We start from the raw sequence: 13,725 nt of genomic DNA, 5'->3' as shown, positions 1-13,725 counted from the left end.
GTCACTCTGCTGCCAGCACCAGGCAGGCATTGCTGCCGCCGAATGCAAAGGAATTGCTCAATACGTGGCGCGGCGCGCGCCCCAGCGTCTCCCCTGGCGCCGCGGTGCGCACCGGCGGCAGCGCCGGGTCGCGCGCGCCGTCCCACCAGTGCGGCGGCAGGCGGCCCGTGGGATTGTCGACCAGCGCATGCCAGCAGGCCGCCGCTTCGACGGCCCCCGCGGCCGCGAGTGTATGGCCGGTGAGCGGCTTGGTGGAACTGACCGGCACTTCGGTGCCCAGCAGTTCGGCCACGGCGCGGCATTCCATCGCGTCGTTCTGCGGCGTCGCGGTGCCGTGGAGATTGACGTACTCGATGTCCCGCGGCCGCAGCCCGGCCCGCGCCAGGGCCTGCCGCATCGCGGCCAGCGCGCCGCGGCCGCCGGGTTCGGGCGCCGACATGTGGTGCGCGTCGCTGCTTTCGCCCCAGCCGGCCAGGCGCACCGGGCCGGCCTCGCAGCCCAGGAGGAACAGGCCCGCGCCTTCGCCGATGTTGATGCCCTGCCGGTTGGCCGACAGCGGATTGCAGCGCGCGGCGCTCACCGACTCCAGCGCGCTGAAGCCGGCGATGGTGAAGCCGCTCAGCGCGTCGACGCCGCCGGCCACCACCGCATCGGCGATGCCGGCCTTCAGCAGGCGCGCGCCGGCCGCCAGCGCCTTGGCGCCGGAGGAGCAGGCGGTGGAGATCGAATAGGCCGGGCCGGAGACGCCGAGCGCGTGCGCCAGGTAGGCGGACGCGTTGCCCATCTCCTGCTGCGCGTAGTCGTAGCCCGCGGGCCAGTTGCCCTGCTCGGCGAACTGGCGCGCCGCGGCCGTGCCTTCCTGCAAGCCCGCCGCACTGACGCCGAGAACGACCGCGATGCGTTCGGGGCCGAAGCGCGCACGCGCCGCTTCGACGGCTTCCCGCAAGTCGGGCAGCAAGGCGGCCAGCAGCGCATTGCTGCGGCTGCGGTACATGAGGGGCTGGTCTTCCAGGGTGGGCAGCGCGTCGGCAACCCGCCCGAGATGCAGCACGCGACCCGGGGTGTACTGCTCGGTCGGCGCGACCCCTTGCGGCGCGCTTGCGAACAGCGCTTCGCGCGCCGGCCGGCCGCGGCCCAGGGCGCTGATCCAGGCCATGTCCTGCAGGTAGATGGCCGTCACCGCGCGCTTCCCGGCCAGGCGTCCAGCCGCAGCTGGTAGCCGCCGGCCAGGTTGTCGAGTTCGGCGGTGCCGGGCGCGGGATAGCGCACGCGCACCAGCGTCGCGTCGTGGAAGCGCACGGTGCGCGCGGCGGCGTCGCCGTCAATGCTGTAGCCCGCGGGCAGCGCGCCGCGGATGGCCGGCAGCGGCCAGTGCACCAGCTGCAGGTCGCTCAGCACGCGCGCGCCGGTGACCGTCGGCGGCCAACCCGGGGCGCGGGTTTCGGTGAGCTCGCGGCCATCCCAATCGAGCCGCGCGACGGTCTGGCCGAAGTCCATCACCGCCATGCGCACGGCCGCGGCATCCACTTCGAGCGCGACATCCATCTGCTGCGAGCGGCCGTGCGCGCTGACCGTCATGCGCTGCTGCAGGGCGAGCTCGCGGCCCAGCGATGCGGGGCTGAGGCGCAAGACCAGCTCCTGCTGCGGCACGGGCGTGGCGCAAGCGGACAGCAGCAGCAACAACGATGCGAACAGCCAGCGCATCACGCTGCGGCCTCCGGTGCGGGACGGCGCAGGCACGGGGAACCGAGCCAGACCACGGCCACGCCGACCATCAGCGTGAGGCCGAAGGCATGCAGCGCCGGCGTGGACGAAAGCGCCAGCAGGCCGAAGGACAACCAGGTGCTCGCCGCGCCCAGCACCACCGCCAGCCAGGCGGCGCCGTCGCCGTCGTGTTCCAGCAGGAAGATGCCGTAGTCGACGCCGATGCCGAGCAGCAGCAAGAGCGCGAGGATGTTCGACAGCTGGAAGGGCTCGCCCAGCCAGCCTTGCACCGCCACCGCCGCCACGCTGGCCACCACCGTCGGCAGCCAGGCGCGCCAGGCCGCGCGGCGGAAGCGCGCCCACAAGGCGGCCAGCACCAGCAGGTGGCCGGCGACCAGCAGCGCGCTCATCGACCAGCGATAGCGCCCGAGCAAAGAAGAGACCTCGCCGGCGCGATCGACCCAGCGCACGCCTTCGAGGCCGTCCGCCGCGCCCTGCAACTGCGGCAGCAGCGCGGCGCCGTTCAGGCCGTGCAGCATCACCACGGTCATGTACTGGCCGTCGGCGGCGCCCAGCCAGAGCGGCTTGGCCGCCGCCGAGGCCGGATGGGCGAGCCAGAGTTCGGGCGTGAGCGGCGCGCCGTTCGCGGCCGGCGGCCGCACCAGGCGCTCGCCCAAGGCACTGTTCAAGCCGGCCAGCACCGCCGTCTCGGCGCGGGCACTCAGGCGCGCATCGGCTTCCTGCCGGCGCAAGGACGGCACCCAGTCGGAGACCGCCGCATAGCCGCTGAGGGTCTTGCGCGCCACCAGGGGATCGAGCCGTTCCTTCAGCGCCTCTTCGCGCTCCAGCACTTCCTGCGGCGTGGCCCCGCGCACCAGATAGAACTGCGCGACGCTGGGCGTGCCGAGCAACTTGCCGGTGAGCACCTGCGCCTGCTGCAGCGCCGCGGGCGACCCTTGCCAGTGGCGCAGGTCGTCGCTCGCATGCAGCCGCGCGAGACCGAGGATGGCCAGCACGCCGGCGAATCCCAGCACGAAGGCAGCCGTGCGCGTCGCCCGCCAGCGCGGCCAGCGCGCGAGGCTGGCGCGGATCGCGGTGGCGAAGCGCGATTCGCGCGGCGCGTGCTTGTCCAGCAGCGGGAACCAGCAGACCGCGGTGAGGAAGGCAGCCGCGAGGCCGGCGGCGGAAAACACCGCCATCTGCCGCAGGCCGGGGAAGGGGGCCAGGCCCAGCGCCAGGTAGGCCAGCACGCTGGTGGCCAGCGCCAGCAGCAGGCCGGGCAGCAGGCTGCGCATCAGGCTGCGCGGACGCGCCCAGGGCTGGCCCTGGCGCGAGGCGAAGTAGTGGATGCCGTAGTCCTCGGCCACGCCGACCAGGCTGGCGCCGAACACCAGCGTCAGCAGGTGCACGTTGCCGTAGATCCAGGCCGTGACCGAGATCGCCGCCGCTACCCCGATCACGAGCGACAGCGCCGTCAGCAGGATCGGCGTCCAGCGCCGGAAGGCGAGCCAGGCCAGCAGCAGCACCGCGGCCAGCGAACCCCAGCCGATGGTGTTGATCTCGCCGCTGGCGCGCACGGCCGCGGCCTCCGCGTGCAAGGGCAGGCCGGCGGCCAGCATGCGCACGCCCGGCACGCCCTGCTGCGCGGCGCGCAGCGCGCCCTCCAGTACCGGCTGGTAGATCGCGTTGCCGTTCATGGCGAAGGGCGCGCCGGTGATCTCGTAGCCGAGGACCACCCAGTCCATGTTCTCGCCGTGCACCCACAGCTCGCCGTCGCGCGGCCGCGCCCGGCTTTGCGCGGCGCGCGCCTGCAGCCACTCGGGTCCCAGGCCCAGCGGGTCGCTGGCGAAGTCGGCCAGGCGGCCGCTGGCACCTGGTTGCATCAAGAGGGCCAGCGCGCGCTGCACCTGTTCCTCGGGCCGCAGGTCGCTCAGTTGCGCGCGCTGCGCCGGCGTCAGCAGGCGATCGCGCCAGGGCGCGTAGAACTGCAGCACGGCATCGACGGCCTGGCCGCTCGCGCGGTCCTGCGCCCGCAACGGTGCGTTGGCCTGCGTCAGCGAACTGCGCCATTGCTCCGCGGCGCGCTTCGCATCGGCCCACGCCGGTGCGCCCAGCATCACCACCACCTGGCGCGACACGCCTTCGGCCAGCAGCTTGCTGGCGCGCGCGGCCTCCGGCGCCTGTTCCGACGCGGGCAGCAGGGCGAGCACGTCGGTGTCGACGCGGCCGGCGCGCCAGAACTGGAACTGGTGGACTGCCACCACCAGCACGCAGACCAGCCAGGCCAGCGCGGCCAGCCGCCACGGCGTGGCCGACAGGGCCGGCAGCTGGGTCAGTTCTTCCGGGGAGCCGAGCAGGCCGGGATCACGCAAGCTGCGCCTCCTCGTCGGCCGACAGCCTGGCCGCAGTGCTGTGGTTCGCCAGCTTGATCTGGGTCTGGTCGCCGCTGCCTTCCTGCAGGCGCACGGCGCGCAGGAAGCGGTCGCCGTCCAGCTCCACGCGCTGTACCCAGCGGGCCAGCGCGGCATCGCGCGGCAGCAGCTGCAGGCGCCAGCCCTCGCGCGCCACCAGTTCGCCCTCGATCTGGAAGCGCTGCGCCAGCGCGCCCAGGTCGGCCGCCATCACGCCGAACAGCGTCTCGCTGATCGCGCGCACGGCCGGTTCCTCGTTCGCGCTCAGCCGGCGCGCCACGCTGCCGTCGGCGCCGCGCGCCAGCACGCGGTCGCGCGTGACGACCAGCGTCGACGCAAACGGCTGCAGCGTGCGCCACAGCACGCCGCGCTGCTGCGCGACCACGAATTCGCCGCTGGACAGCAGCGGGTTGCGGAAGCCCTTGACGGTCTTGCGCTGCTCGAAGGCGCCGCGCACCACCGGCTCGGCGTTCAGGCGCTGGCGCACTTCCTTCAGCAGCGCGGGCGCATCCTCGGCCCGCAAGGCGGGCACCGCGAACGCGGCAGACAGGAGGAACAGCCGGCGCGTGCTCACGGCTTCACCCCCAGCCGTTCCCACAGCACTGGCGGACAGACGAACTGCATCTCGCGCGTGCGCATGTCCACCGCGACCTGGATGGTGGAGGCCTGCGTGAGCTTGCTGCCGCTGGCGGTGTCGCGGATCAGGTATTCGATGCGCAGGCGGTTCTCCCACTCCACGATCTCGGCGCGCACGGTCAGCCGCTGCCCGAGCTCCGCGGGACGCACGTACTTCAGGCGCATGTCGACGATGGGCCAGCCGTAGCCGGAGGCGCGCATGCGCGGATAGTCGTAGCCGAACTTGGCAAGCAAGGCGGTGCGCGCGACCTCGAGGTATTTCACGTAGTGGCCATGCCACACGATCTCCATCGGGTCGATGTCGTAGAAGGCGGGAACCACCTCGACTTCATGGCTGAGGTCCGTGGTCACTTGGGCGGAGTCCAGAACAGGAAGAAATTGAACCAGTCGTACGGCGCGCGCACCAGCAGCGCTTCGAGCCGCTGCGCGAACAGCGCCGTCCATTGCTGCAAGGCCTGCTCGCGATTGGCGCGCGGCAGCGTCAAGGACTGCGCCAGCATCTCGAAGCGCACGACGTGGCCGGGGCCGGCACGCACGCAACCGAGCAGCAGCAGCGGGCAGGCCAGCAGCGAAGCGAGCACGTAGGCGCCGACGGGGAAAGCCGCCGGCGCATCCAGGAAAGGCACGGTGGCGGTGCGGCCGGCGCCGACCGGAACGCGGTCGCCGGCAATGGCGACGAACTCGCCGGCGCGCACGCGCCGCTCCAGTTCCACCGCGGTGGCGGCGCCCACCTCGGTGACCTGCAGGAGTTCGACGCGGCTGGCCGGATCGAGCTTCTTCAGGATCGCGTTGAAGCGCTCGGCATGGCGCGTGTGCACCAGCACCGTCAGGCGCAGCCCGGGCAGGCGCGCGGCCAGGGCCTGGCACAGCTCCAGGCACCCGACGTGCGCCGTCACCAGCAGTGCGCCGCGGCCTTGCGCCAGCAGCGCGTCGACGTGCTCCTGCCCTTCGATGCGGACGTTGGCGAAACGGTAGCGGCCGGAGGTGGCCAGCAGCTTGTCCAGCAGCGTCTCGGCAAAGGACATCAGGTGGCGCAGCCAGTGGCGAAAGCCGGGCGCTGCGCCGATCACGCCGTGCGCAGCCTGCATGCGGCGCAGGTAGTCCAGCGAGGCGCGGCGCGCGCGCGGCTGCGTGAGCGCATAGACGAACACCACCGGCCACAACAGCGCGCGCAGCAGCCGGCGGCCGGCGACGGCGTGCACGCCGTACAGGAACCAGATGCCGGCGGCAAAGGTGGACTCGCCGATGCGCGCCCAGTGGACGGCGTGATTGGCGCTCATGGGGCGGCTACTTTACGCCACAGGAGCAGCGGCGCGCGCACGAGCATTCCCAGGAAGAGCTTGGCATGCATCGCGGAGATGCGCACGTTGTCGCCCAACATGCGGAAGTGCGAGATGCCGTCCTGCGGATAGGTCACGCGCGTGGGCTGGTTGCGCACCGGCACGCCGCGCCAGTGCAGGCGCACGATCACGTCGCTGTCGAAGTCCATGCGGCGGCCGATGCGCACCGCATCCAGCAGCGGCAGCAGGCTGGCCAGCGGATAGAGGCGGAAGCCGCACATGGAGTCGCGGATGTCGAAGCTCAGCGTGTTGATCCAGACCCAGACGTGCGTCGCGTAGCGGCCGTAGAGCCGGCCCTTGGGCACGCTGTCGTCCCAGATCGGGCAGCCCGCCACCACTGCTTGTGGATGGGCGCGGGCTTGGGCGAGGAATTTCGGGATGTCGGCGCAGTCGTGCTGGCCGTCGGCATCCACCTGCAGCACGTGCGTGTGGCCGCGGCGCGCGGCTTCGCGAAAGCCCGCGACCATGGCGGCGCCCTTGCCCTGGTTGACCGGCAGCCGGACCAGCGCGATGTCCTGCGGATGCTGCGCCGCCAGCGCGTCCAGCACCGCGGCGCAGCCGGCATCGCTGCCGTCGTCCACCAGGATGCAGGGCAGGCCGTGCGCGCGCACCTGCGCCGCCACCGCGCCTATCGTGGCCGGATGGTTGTAGACCGGGACGACGACGACCGCATCAAGCATGGTCGGCACCGAAGACCAGGCGGCCGCTGGAATGCTGGCCGCGCTGCGAGCTGAACCTGAAATTCAGCTGGCGGGTCGCGTCGTTCCATTCCAGCGCCAGTTCCAGCTGCAGCGGCGGCAGCACGGGCTGGCTGAATTTCAGCTGCTCCGCGCGCAGGAAGCGCCGCGGCAGCGGGAAGGCCTGGCGGCCGAACTGCAGGGCCCAATCGAGCTGCACCACGCCGGGCAGCACCGGCGCGCCGGGGAAGTGGCCGTCGAAGACGCGCAGCTGCGGCACGATGTCGAGGCTGACCGCCGCCTGCGGGGGGCGCCGCTCGCGCCATTGCGCCGGCGGCAGCTCGGGCTGGAACAGCTCGGACAGCAGCGCCTCGGTGGCCTTGCCCTGCGTGTTGACCGGCAACTCGCGCACGTAGCGGAAGCGCCGCGGCAGCACCACGCGCTCGAAGCTTTGCAGCAAATGCGCCCGCAGCTGGCCGTTGAGCGCCAGCTTGCCGTGCGCCTGCAGCCGCCGCCAGCCTTCCTCGTTGGGAACGCAGACGACCGCCAGGCGCGGGCCATGCTCGCCGGCCACCATCAGCGCCTTCGCTTCGGCGATGGCGCCGCTGGCGAGCAGCGCATCTTCGATCGCCACCAGCGAGACGCGCTTCTCCTCGATCTTGGCAATGCGGTCGGCCCGGCCTTGCAGCACGAAGCGGCCGTCCTCCAGCACCCGGGCACGGTCGGAGGTTTCCCACCACTCGTCGCCATCGAGGTGCGAGGACTGCACCCACAGCGTGTCGTCCTTCAGGCGCCATTGCACGCCGGGCAGCGCGGTCCAGGCATCGCCGTCGCGCGCGCGCTGGCGCCAGGCCACGCCGCCGGTTTCGGAGCTGCCGTACACCTCGGTGGGCGACTCCCCGAGCAGCGCATGCGCCTGCTGCGAGGACTCGGGCGGCAGCGGGCCGCCGGAAGAAAAAATGGCACGGACCTGCGAACGCGCGGCACTCCAGTCCAGCGTTTCCGGCAGCCGGCGCAGGTGCGCGGGGCTGGACACCAGCACCGAAGGCTCGCGGCCGAGACGCTCGGCCATCTGCTCGGGATAGGCGATCTTCTCGACCTCCACCACGCGTCCCGCGGCCAGCGGCCAGGTGGTGACGAACAGCAGGCCGTAGATGTGCTGGTGCGAGACGGTGGCGTGGATCACCGGCGCGCCCTGCGCGTCCAGGCGCGCGCCGAACACCTGCTCCAGGTGCTGGATCTCGGAATCCAGCTGCGCCAGCCGCTTGTGGATGGCGATCGGCTGGCCGCTCGAGCCGGAGGTGTAGATCACCGCGCGGGTCTCGCGCAGGTCCAGCGGCTGCGCGGGCGCGACACCTTGCGCCGCCGGCTGCAAGGCCTGCGGCAGGTCGCCCGCGTAGGCATCGACTTCGGGCAGCAGGCGCGCCAGCGTGGCCGGCTGGGCATCGCCCGGCAGCACCGCCACCTTGCCGGCGTGCCACGCGCCGAACAAGGCACAGGCGAAGTCGTAGGCGTCGTCGAAATAGAGCGCGATGCGCGGACCGCGCACGCCGGCGAAGCTTGCCTGCCAGCGCGCCACGTCGGCCACGAAGCGCTCGTGCGAGAGCAGTTCGCCGCGCCGGCGCGCAACGGCGCGGCCCTGCGGGCCGGGCAGCGCGACCCGCGTCAGCGCGATCCAGTCAGCCATGCTGCCCCGCCGCGGCCACGCGCGCGCGCATGCGCTGGCGCAGCAGCCATTCGCCGGCGAAGAAGGCGCCCATCAGAGCGTACGAGAGCAGGCCGTTGTACAGCAGCCAGGCCTGCTCGCTGCCCCACATGGTGGTGGCCAGCGAGATCGCGCCGTTGACGATGAAGAAGCCGCACCAGGCGACGGTGACCTTGCGCGTGTAGGCCACGCCTTGCGGCGGCAGGTCGGGTTCCGTGATGCGCGCGATGCGCTCGACGATCGTCGGCGGCTTCCACAGGCTGAAGGCGAACACGGCGAGCAGCACCGCGCTGAGCAGCACCGGATAGAGCTTCAGCGGCAGCCAGCCGCCGCCCAGCGTGGTCGCCGCTCCGAGCAGCAAGGCACCGCAGCCCGCCGCCAGCCACACGAGGTCGCGGCTGCTCCAGGCGCGCAGGAACAGCAGCGCGGCCAGCAGCAGCGCGACCCACAGCGGATTCCAGCGGCCGAAGCCGAGGTACACCACCAGCGGGTAGGCCACGGTGGCCAGCGTCACCAGCAGTTTGACGGGAGCTTGCACGGAAAGCGCGGCGCTCAGGCCGGCGTCGGGTTGTTCAGCAGGTCGTACAGGGCGTCGACCACGTCGGCCACGGTGCGCACCGCCTTGAAGGCCTCGGGATCGAGGCGGCGGCCCGCCAGCGGCTTGAGCTGCACGATCAGGTCGACCGCGTCGATGCTGTCGATCTCGAGGTCGTCGTACAGCTTCGCCTCGAGCGTCACCCGCTCCGGGGCGATCTCGAAGGTGTCTTCCATGATGGTGGCGATGCGCTGGAGGATGTCGTCCTTGGTCATGGCGTTCACCTGGTGGTGGCGGGAGCGGCGGCGTCGGTGCGGGCGGCCGCGACGAAGCGGGCCAGCGCGGCAACGCTGCCGAAATGCTTGCGGGTCTCGGCCGCGTCGGCCGACATTGTCACGCCGTAGCGCTTCTGCAGCGCCACGCCGAGTTCGAGCGCGTCGATGGAATCGAGGCCCAGGCCCTCGACGAACAAGGGCGCTTCCGTGGCGATGTCCTGCGGCCGCACGTCTTCCAGCGACAGGGCGGAGATGATCAATTCCTTGATCTCTTGTTCAAGCGCTTGCAAGGTCGTGCTCTTTCGAAAAATAGTCGGTCAGGTGGCTGTTCAGCCGCCGGGCGGCCAGCGCCTCGTTGGGGGCGTCGGCGATGAAGGGCGACACCGCGATGGCCTCGCCGATCGCGATGCGGATGTGCGCGCGCCGCGCCGGCACCTGCCACCACTTCTCGCCCTTGGCCAGCGTGGCCGGCGTGCAGCGGATGCGCACCGGCGTGATGTCCAGCGCGCCATGCACCGCGACGCGGGCGGCGCCGCGCTGCAGCTTCATCGGCTCGGTGCGCGAACTGCGCGTGCCTTCCGGGAAGATGATCAGGTTGTTGCCGGTGCGCACCGAGCGCAGGCAATCGGCCAGCAGTTCCTCGCCGCCGTCGTCGTTGAAGACGAAGCCGGCCGCGCGCACCGGGCCGCGCGTCACCGGGTTGCGGCTCAGGGCGCCCTTGACCACGCAGTCCCCCTGGTCCACCAGCGCCATCAGCAGCACCACGTCGATCAGGGTCGGATGGTTGGCGAGGATCAGGCGGCCGCCGCCTTGCAGGCGCTCCAGCCCTTCGACTTCCACGCTCAGGACGCGGGTGGCGCGCATCATCCAGACGAAGTAGCGGAATGTGGCGCGGATCACACGGCGCGCCAGCAGCGCGCGCCGGCCGGCATCGCGCACGAAGACATTCAGCAGCGGAAACACCACCACGCCCAGCAGCACGCTGCCGGCGCCGAAGGTGGCGAAGCAGGCGCCGGTGGCCAGCACGCGCCAGCCGCGCTCGATGCGGTCAAGCATGGCGGCTCCAGGTCCAGCGCTTGCCGCCGGCGTGCAGTTCGGCTTCCTGCTGCTGCGAGATTGCGAACCGCAGCACTTCCAGCCCGAAGGGCAGTTCCGTAGGCCGGGGTGGCGACCCCGGCTCCGCCGTCGTCCACGTCAACGCGATATGCGGCTGGTCCTCCCGCGCCGCGCTCACGCGCCAGGCAAACGCATAAGGCGCCGCCGGCTCCTGCTCGAACTGCGCATATTCAGCCGGCAGCGGCGCGTCGTAGCAGACCAGCAGCACCGAGGGCGCGCCATCGGCCAGCAGCGCGCAGGCTTCCACCACGCCGGCGGCGGCGCTGGCGACGCCCGCGGCCACGCTGGTGTAGCTGGCCGTGTCGCTGCGGCTGATCGAATACATGGCGCCGATGGCGTTGTGCACGGAAAAAGTGAAGTCGGTCGGGGACGCTGCGGCGGTGGCCGCGAATTCCTTGAGCAGCTGCAGGCAGCGCTGGGAGTCGCCATGGCCCGAAGCGAACACCACGGGCACTTCCACGTCCGGCGCGTGGCAGTCCCAGGCCACCTGCGCCGCGGCGCGGCCCAGCGCGTTCAAGCGGCGCCGCTGCATGGCCGGCATCGCTTCCAGCTTCGCTTCCAGGGCGCCTTGCGGGCGTGCCGGCGCGTCCGCCCAGGCCTGCCAGTCCGAGGGCGCGGGCAGGCCAGGCGCCGAAGCGGCCCAGTCCGTGATCGCGAAGCGCACACCCTTCATGGCCCCTCCCGAGGCTGCTCATCCTTATACGGTCGGATGTTAAATGATGTATCCCACAGCCCCTCCGGGGAGTTGTAAGCGCCTACTGGGCGCAGCGCAAGAATTCCGGTTTTCCCGCCCGCCGCGTCGGGAATCGGATACACCGTCGGCAGGCAAGGCTGCTGTGACTTGGCTACGCATAGTTCCGTACTAGGGTTTGCCCGCAGCAGGTCTACAATCGCAGGCCCTTTCAGGCCAAGAACAAGGCGCCGCGCCGCGCGGAGCCCAGGAGACCGGATTCCATGCCCTCTGATTCCCCGTCGACCCCCGACAAGCGCGCCCAGCTGCGCCAGGCCGCCCTCGAGTACCACGAGTTCCCGACGCCCGGCAAGGTGGCCATCGCCGCCACCAAGCAGCTGCTGAACCAGCACGACCTCGCGCTGGCCTATTCGCCCGGGGTCGCCGCGCCCTGCGAGGAGATCGTCAAGGACCCCAACGCCGCCTTCCGCTACACCGCGCGCGGCAACCTGGTGGCCGTCATCACCAACGGCACCGCGGTGCTGGGCCTGGGCGACATCGGCCCGCTGGCCGCCAAGCCGGTGATGGAAGGCAAGGGCGTGCTGTTCAAGAAGTTCGCCGGCATCGACGTGTTCGACATCGAGATCGCGGAGAAGGAGAACCTCGACAAGCTGGTCGACGTGATCGCGGCGCTGGAGCCCACCTTCGGCGGCATCAACCTCGAGGACATCAAGGCGCCGGACTGCTTCTACGTCGAGCGCAAGCTGCGCGAGCGGATGAAGATCCCGGTCTTCCACGACGACCAGCACGGCACCGCCATCACCGTGGCCGCGGCCATCCTGAACGGCCTGAAGGTGGTCGGCAAGGACATCACCAAGGTCAAGCTCGTGACCTCGGGCGCCGGCGCCGCCGCCCTGGCCTGCCTGGGCCTGCTGCTCAAGCTGGGCATGCCGCGCGAGAACATCTTCGTGACCGACCTGGCCGGCGTGGTCTACAAGGGCCGCAAGGAGCTGATGGACCCGGACAAGGAGGAGTTCGCGCAGGACACCAAGGCGCGCACCCTGACCGAGGTCATCGCCGATGCCGACGTGTTCCTGGGCCTGTCCGCCGGCGGCGTGCTCAAGGCCGACATGGTCAAGAAGATGGGCAAGAGCCCCATCATCCTGGCGCTGGCCAACCCGAATCCCGAGATCAATCCGGAAGACGCCAAGGCGGCGCGCCCCGATTGCATCATCGCCACCGGCCGCACCGACTACCCGAACCAGGTCAACAACGTCCTGTGCTTCCCCTACATCTTCCGCGGCGCGCTCGATAGCGGCGCGACCACGATCACCATGGAAATGGAGATCGCCGCGGTGTACGCCATCGCCGAACTGGCGCAGGCGGAGCAAAGCGAAGTGGTGGCGGCGGCCTATGCCGGCCAGCAGCTTTCGTTCGGTCCCGAGTACCTGATCCCGAAGCCCTTCGACCCGCGCCTGATGATGAAGATCGCGCCGGCCGTGGCCAAGGCGGCGCAGGACAGCGGCGTGGCGCTGCGGCCCATCGCCGACATGGACGCCTACCGCGAGAAGCTGCAAAGCTTCGTCTACGCCTCCGGCACGACGATGAAGCCGATCTTCACCGCGGCCAAGACGGCGGCGAAGAAGCGCGTGGCCTACAGCGAGGGCGAGGAAGAGCGCGTGCTGCGCGCGGCGCAGATCGTCTCCGACGAGGGCGTGGCGCGGCCGACGCTGATCGGGCGGCCGAAGATCATCGCCGAGCGCATCGAGAAGTTCGGCCTGCGCCTGGCCGAAGGGCGCGACTACGACATCGTCAACGTCGAACACGACGACCGCTACCGCGACTTCTGGCAGACCTACCACCGCATGACCGAGCGCAAGGGCGTGACGGTGCAGATGGCCAAGATCGAGATGCGCCGGCGCCTGACGCTGATCGGCGGCATGCTGCTGCAAAAGGATTACGTCGACGGCCTGATCTGCGGCACCTGGGGCATCACCTCGCTGCACCTGCAGTACCTGGACCAGGTGATCGGCAAGCGCCCCGGCGTCTGCACCTATGCCTGCATGAACGGCCTGATGCTGCCGAACCGCCAGGTCTTCCTGGTCGACACGCACGTCAACTACGACCCGACGGCCGCGCAGCTGGCGGAGATCACGGTGATGGCGGCCGAGGAAATGATGCGCTTCGGCATCAAGCCGAAGGCGGCGCTGCTGAGCCATTCCAACTTCGGCAGCAGCAACCAGCCGAGCGCGCTGAAGATGCGCGAGACGCTGGAACTGCTGCGCTCCAGCGCCCCCTGGCTGGAAGTGGATGGCGAGATGCACGGCGACGTCGCGCTCGACGGCCATGCGCGCGACCTGATCATGCCGCACAGCACCTTGTCCGGCGACGCCAACCTGCTGGTGCTGCCGAACATCGACGCTGCCAATATTTCCTACAACCTGCTCAAGACGGCGGCCGGCGGCAACATCGCCATCGGCCCGGTGCTGCTGGGTGCGGCCAAACCGGTGCACATCCTGACGGCCAGCGCCACGGTGCGCCGCATCGTCAACATGACGGCCCTCACTGTCGCGGACGCCAACGCGACGCGATAAGGCCTGTTTAGACAGCCAGCACTAACTTTACAAAGCATTGGTGGCAATGCTTTGACCCTTCC

The 13,725-nt window shown here is 70.8% G+C and carries 14 protein-coding genes; 1 reads left to right on the top strand and 13 read right to left on the bottom strand.

All coding sequences use genetic code 11. The features are described from left to right. Position 1 precedes the first annotated feature (1 nt). Genes LZ009_RS17955 through LZ009_RS17895 form a run of 13 tightly spaced genes read right to left on the bottom strand, consistent with a single transcriptional unit; the run spans position 2 to position 11,072 of the window. The gene (locus LZ009_RS17955; protein ID WP_430300389.1) at positions 2-1,180 is read right to left on the bottom strand and encodes a beta-ketoacyl-ACP synthase; all 1,179 of its coding nucleotides are present in this window, start codon (positions 1,178-1,180) and stop codon (positions 2-4) included. Beyond that, positions 1,177-1,704 carry a DUF3261 domain-containing protein gene (locus tag LZ009_RS17950; RefSeq protein ID WP_275699645.1) on the bottom strand — a complete coding sequence of 176 codons (528 nt, stop codon included), beginning with the start codon at positions 1,702-1,704 and terminating at the stop codon, positions 1,177-1,179. Before LZ009_RS17950 ends, LZ009_RS17955 begins: the two co-directional genes overlap by 4 nt. Continuing rightward, entirely contained in the window at positions 1,704-4,076 is a 2,373-nt protein-coding gene (locus LZ009_RS17945) for an MMPL family transporter (protein WP_275699336.1), read from the bottom strand. The genes LZ009_RS17950 and LZ009_RS17945 overlap by 1 nt, the downstream gene beginning before the upstream one ends. Then, complete coding sequence (locus LZ009_RS17940; protein WP_275699335.1) at positions 4,069-4,689, bottom strand: LolA family protein; 621 nt, start codon at positions 4,687-4,689, stop codon at positions 4,069-4,071. The genes LZ009_RS17945 and LZ009_RS17940 overlap by 8 nt, the downstream gene beginning before the upstream one ends. Beyond that, positions 4,686-5,102: an acyl-CoA thioesterase gene (locus LZ009_RS17935; RefSeq protein WP_275699334.1), complete on the bottom strand. Its 417-nt coding sequence runs from the start codon at positions 5,100-5,102 to the stop codon at positions 4,686-4,688. The genes LZ009_RS17940 and LZ009_RS17935 overlap by 4 nt, the downstream gene beginning before the upstream one ends. Then, positions 5,099-6,031, bottom strand: coding sequence for a lysophospholipid acyltransferase family protein (locus tag LZ009_RS17930; RefSeq protein WP_275699333.1), 933 nt, complete (start codon positions 6,029-6,031; stop codon positions 5,099-5,101). The genes LZ009_RS17935 and LZ009_RS17930 overlap by 4 nt, the downstream gene beginning before the upstream one ends. Then, complete coding sequence (locus LZ009_RS17925; protein ID WP_275699332.1) at positions 6,028-6,771, bottom strand: glycosyltransferase family 2 protein; 744 nt, start codon at positions 6,769-6,771, stop codon at positions 6,028-6,030. Before LZ009_RS17925 ends, LZ009_RS17930 begins: the two co-directional genes overlap by 4 nt. Then, positions 6,764-8,455 (bottom strand): ApeI family dehydratase, encoded by a 1,692-nt coding sequence (locus LZ009_RS17920; protein WP_275699331.1) that lies wholly within the window; start codon positions 8,453-8,455, stop codon positions 6,764-6,766. The genes LZ009_RS17925 and LZ009_RS17920 overlap by 8 nt, the downstream gene beginning before the upstream one ends. Next, complete coding sequence (locus LZ009_RS17915; RefSeq protein ID WP_275699330.1) at positions 8,448-9,011, bottom strand: COG4648 family protein; 564 nt, start codon at positions 9,009-9,011, stop codon at positions 8,448-8,450. The genes LZ009_RS17920 and LZ009_RS17915 overlap by 8 nt, the downstream gene beginning before the upstream one ends. 14 nt (positions 9,012-9,025) lie before the next feature. Beyond that, entirely contained in the window at positions 9,026-9,283 is a 258-nt protein-coding gene (locus LZ009_RS17910; protein WP_275699329.1) for an acyl carrier protein, read from the bottom strand. 5 nt (positions 9,284-9,288) lie between these two features. After that, complete coding sequence (locus tag LZ009_RS17905; protein ID WP_275699328.1) at positions 9,289-9,573, bottom strand: phosphopantetheine-binding protein; 285 nt, start codon at positions 9,571-9,573, stop codon at positions 9,289-9,291. Then, positions 9,560-10,339 (bottom strand): lysophospholipid acyltransferase family protein, encoded by a 780-nt coding sequence (locus tag LZ009_RS17900; protein ID WP_275699327.1) that lies wholly within the window; start codon positions 10,337-10,339, stop codon positions 9,560-9,562. Before LZ009_RS17900 ends, LZ009_RS17905 begins: the two co-directional genes overlap by 14 nt. After that, complete coding sequence (locus LZ009_RS17895; protein WP_275699326.1) at positions 10,332-11,072, bottom strand: beta-ketoacyl synthase chain length factor; 741 nt, start codon at positions 11,070-11,072, stop codon at positions 10,332-10,334. Before LZ009_RS17895 ends, LZ009_RS17900 begins: the two co-directional genes overlap by 8 nt. Before the next feature lie 281 nt (positions 11,073-11,353). Here LZ009_RS17895 and LZ009_RS17890 point away from each other — a divergent pair, with 281 nt between their 5' ends. Then, positions 11,354-13,663 (top strand): NADP-dependent malic enzyme, encoded by a 2,310-nt coding sequence (locus LZ009_RS17890; protein WP_275699325.1) that lies wholly within the window; start codon positions 11,354-11,356, stop codon positions 13,661-13,663. Positions 13,664-13,725: the final 62 nt, after the last annotated feature.

The organism is Ramlibacter paludis (assembly GCF_022012305.1).
GTDB classification, from domain to species: Bacteria; Pseudomonadota; Gammaproteobacteria; order Burkholderiales; family Burkholderiaceae_C; genus Ramlibacter; species Ramlibacter paludis.
Note: the sequence above shows the minus strand (reverse complement) of the source record. Positions and strands in the feature narration are given on the sequence as shown.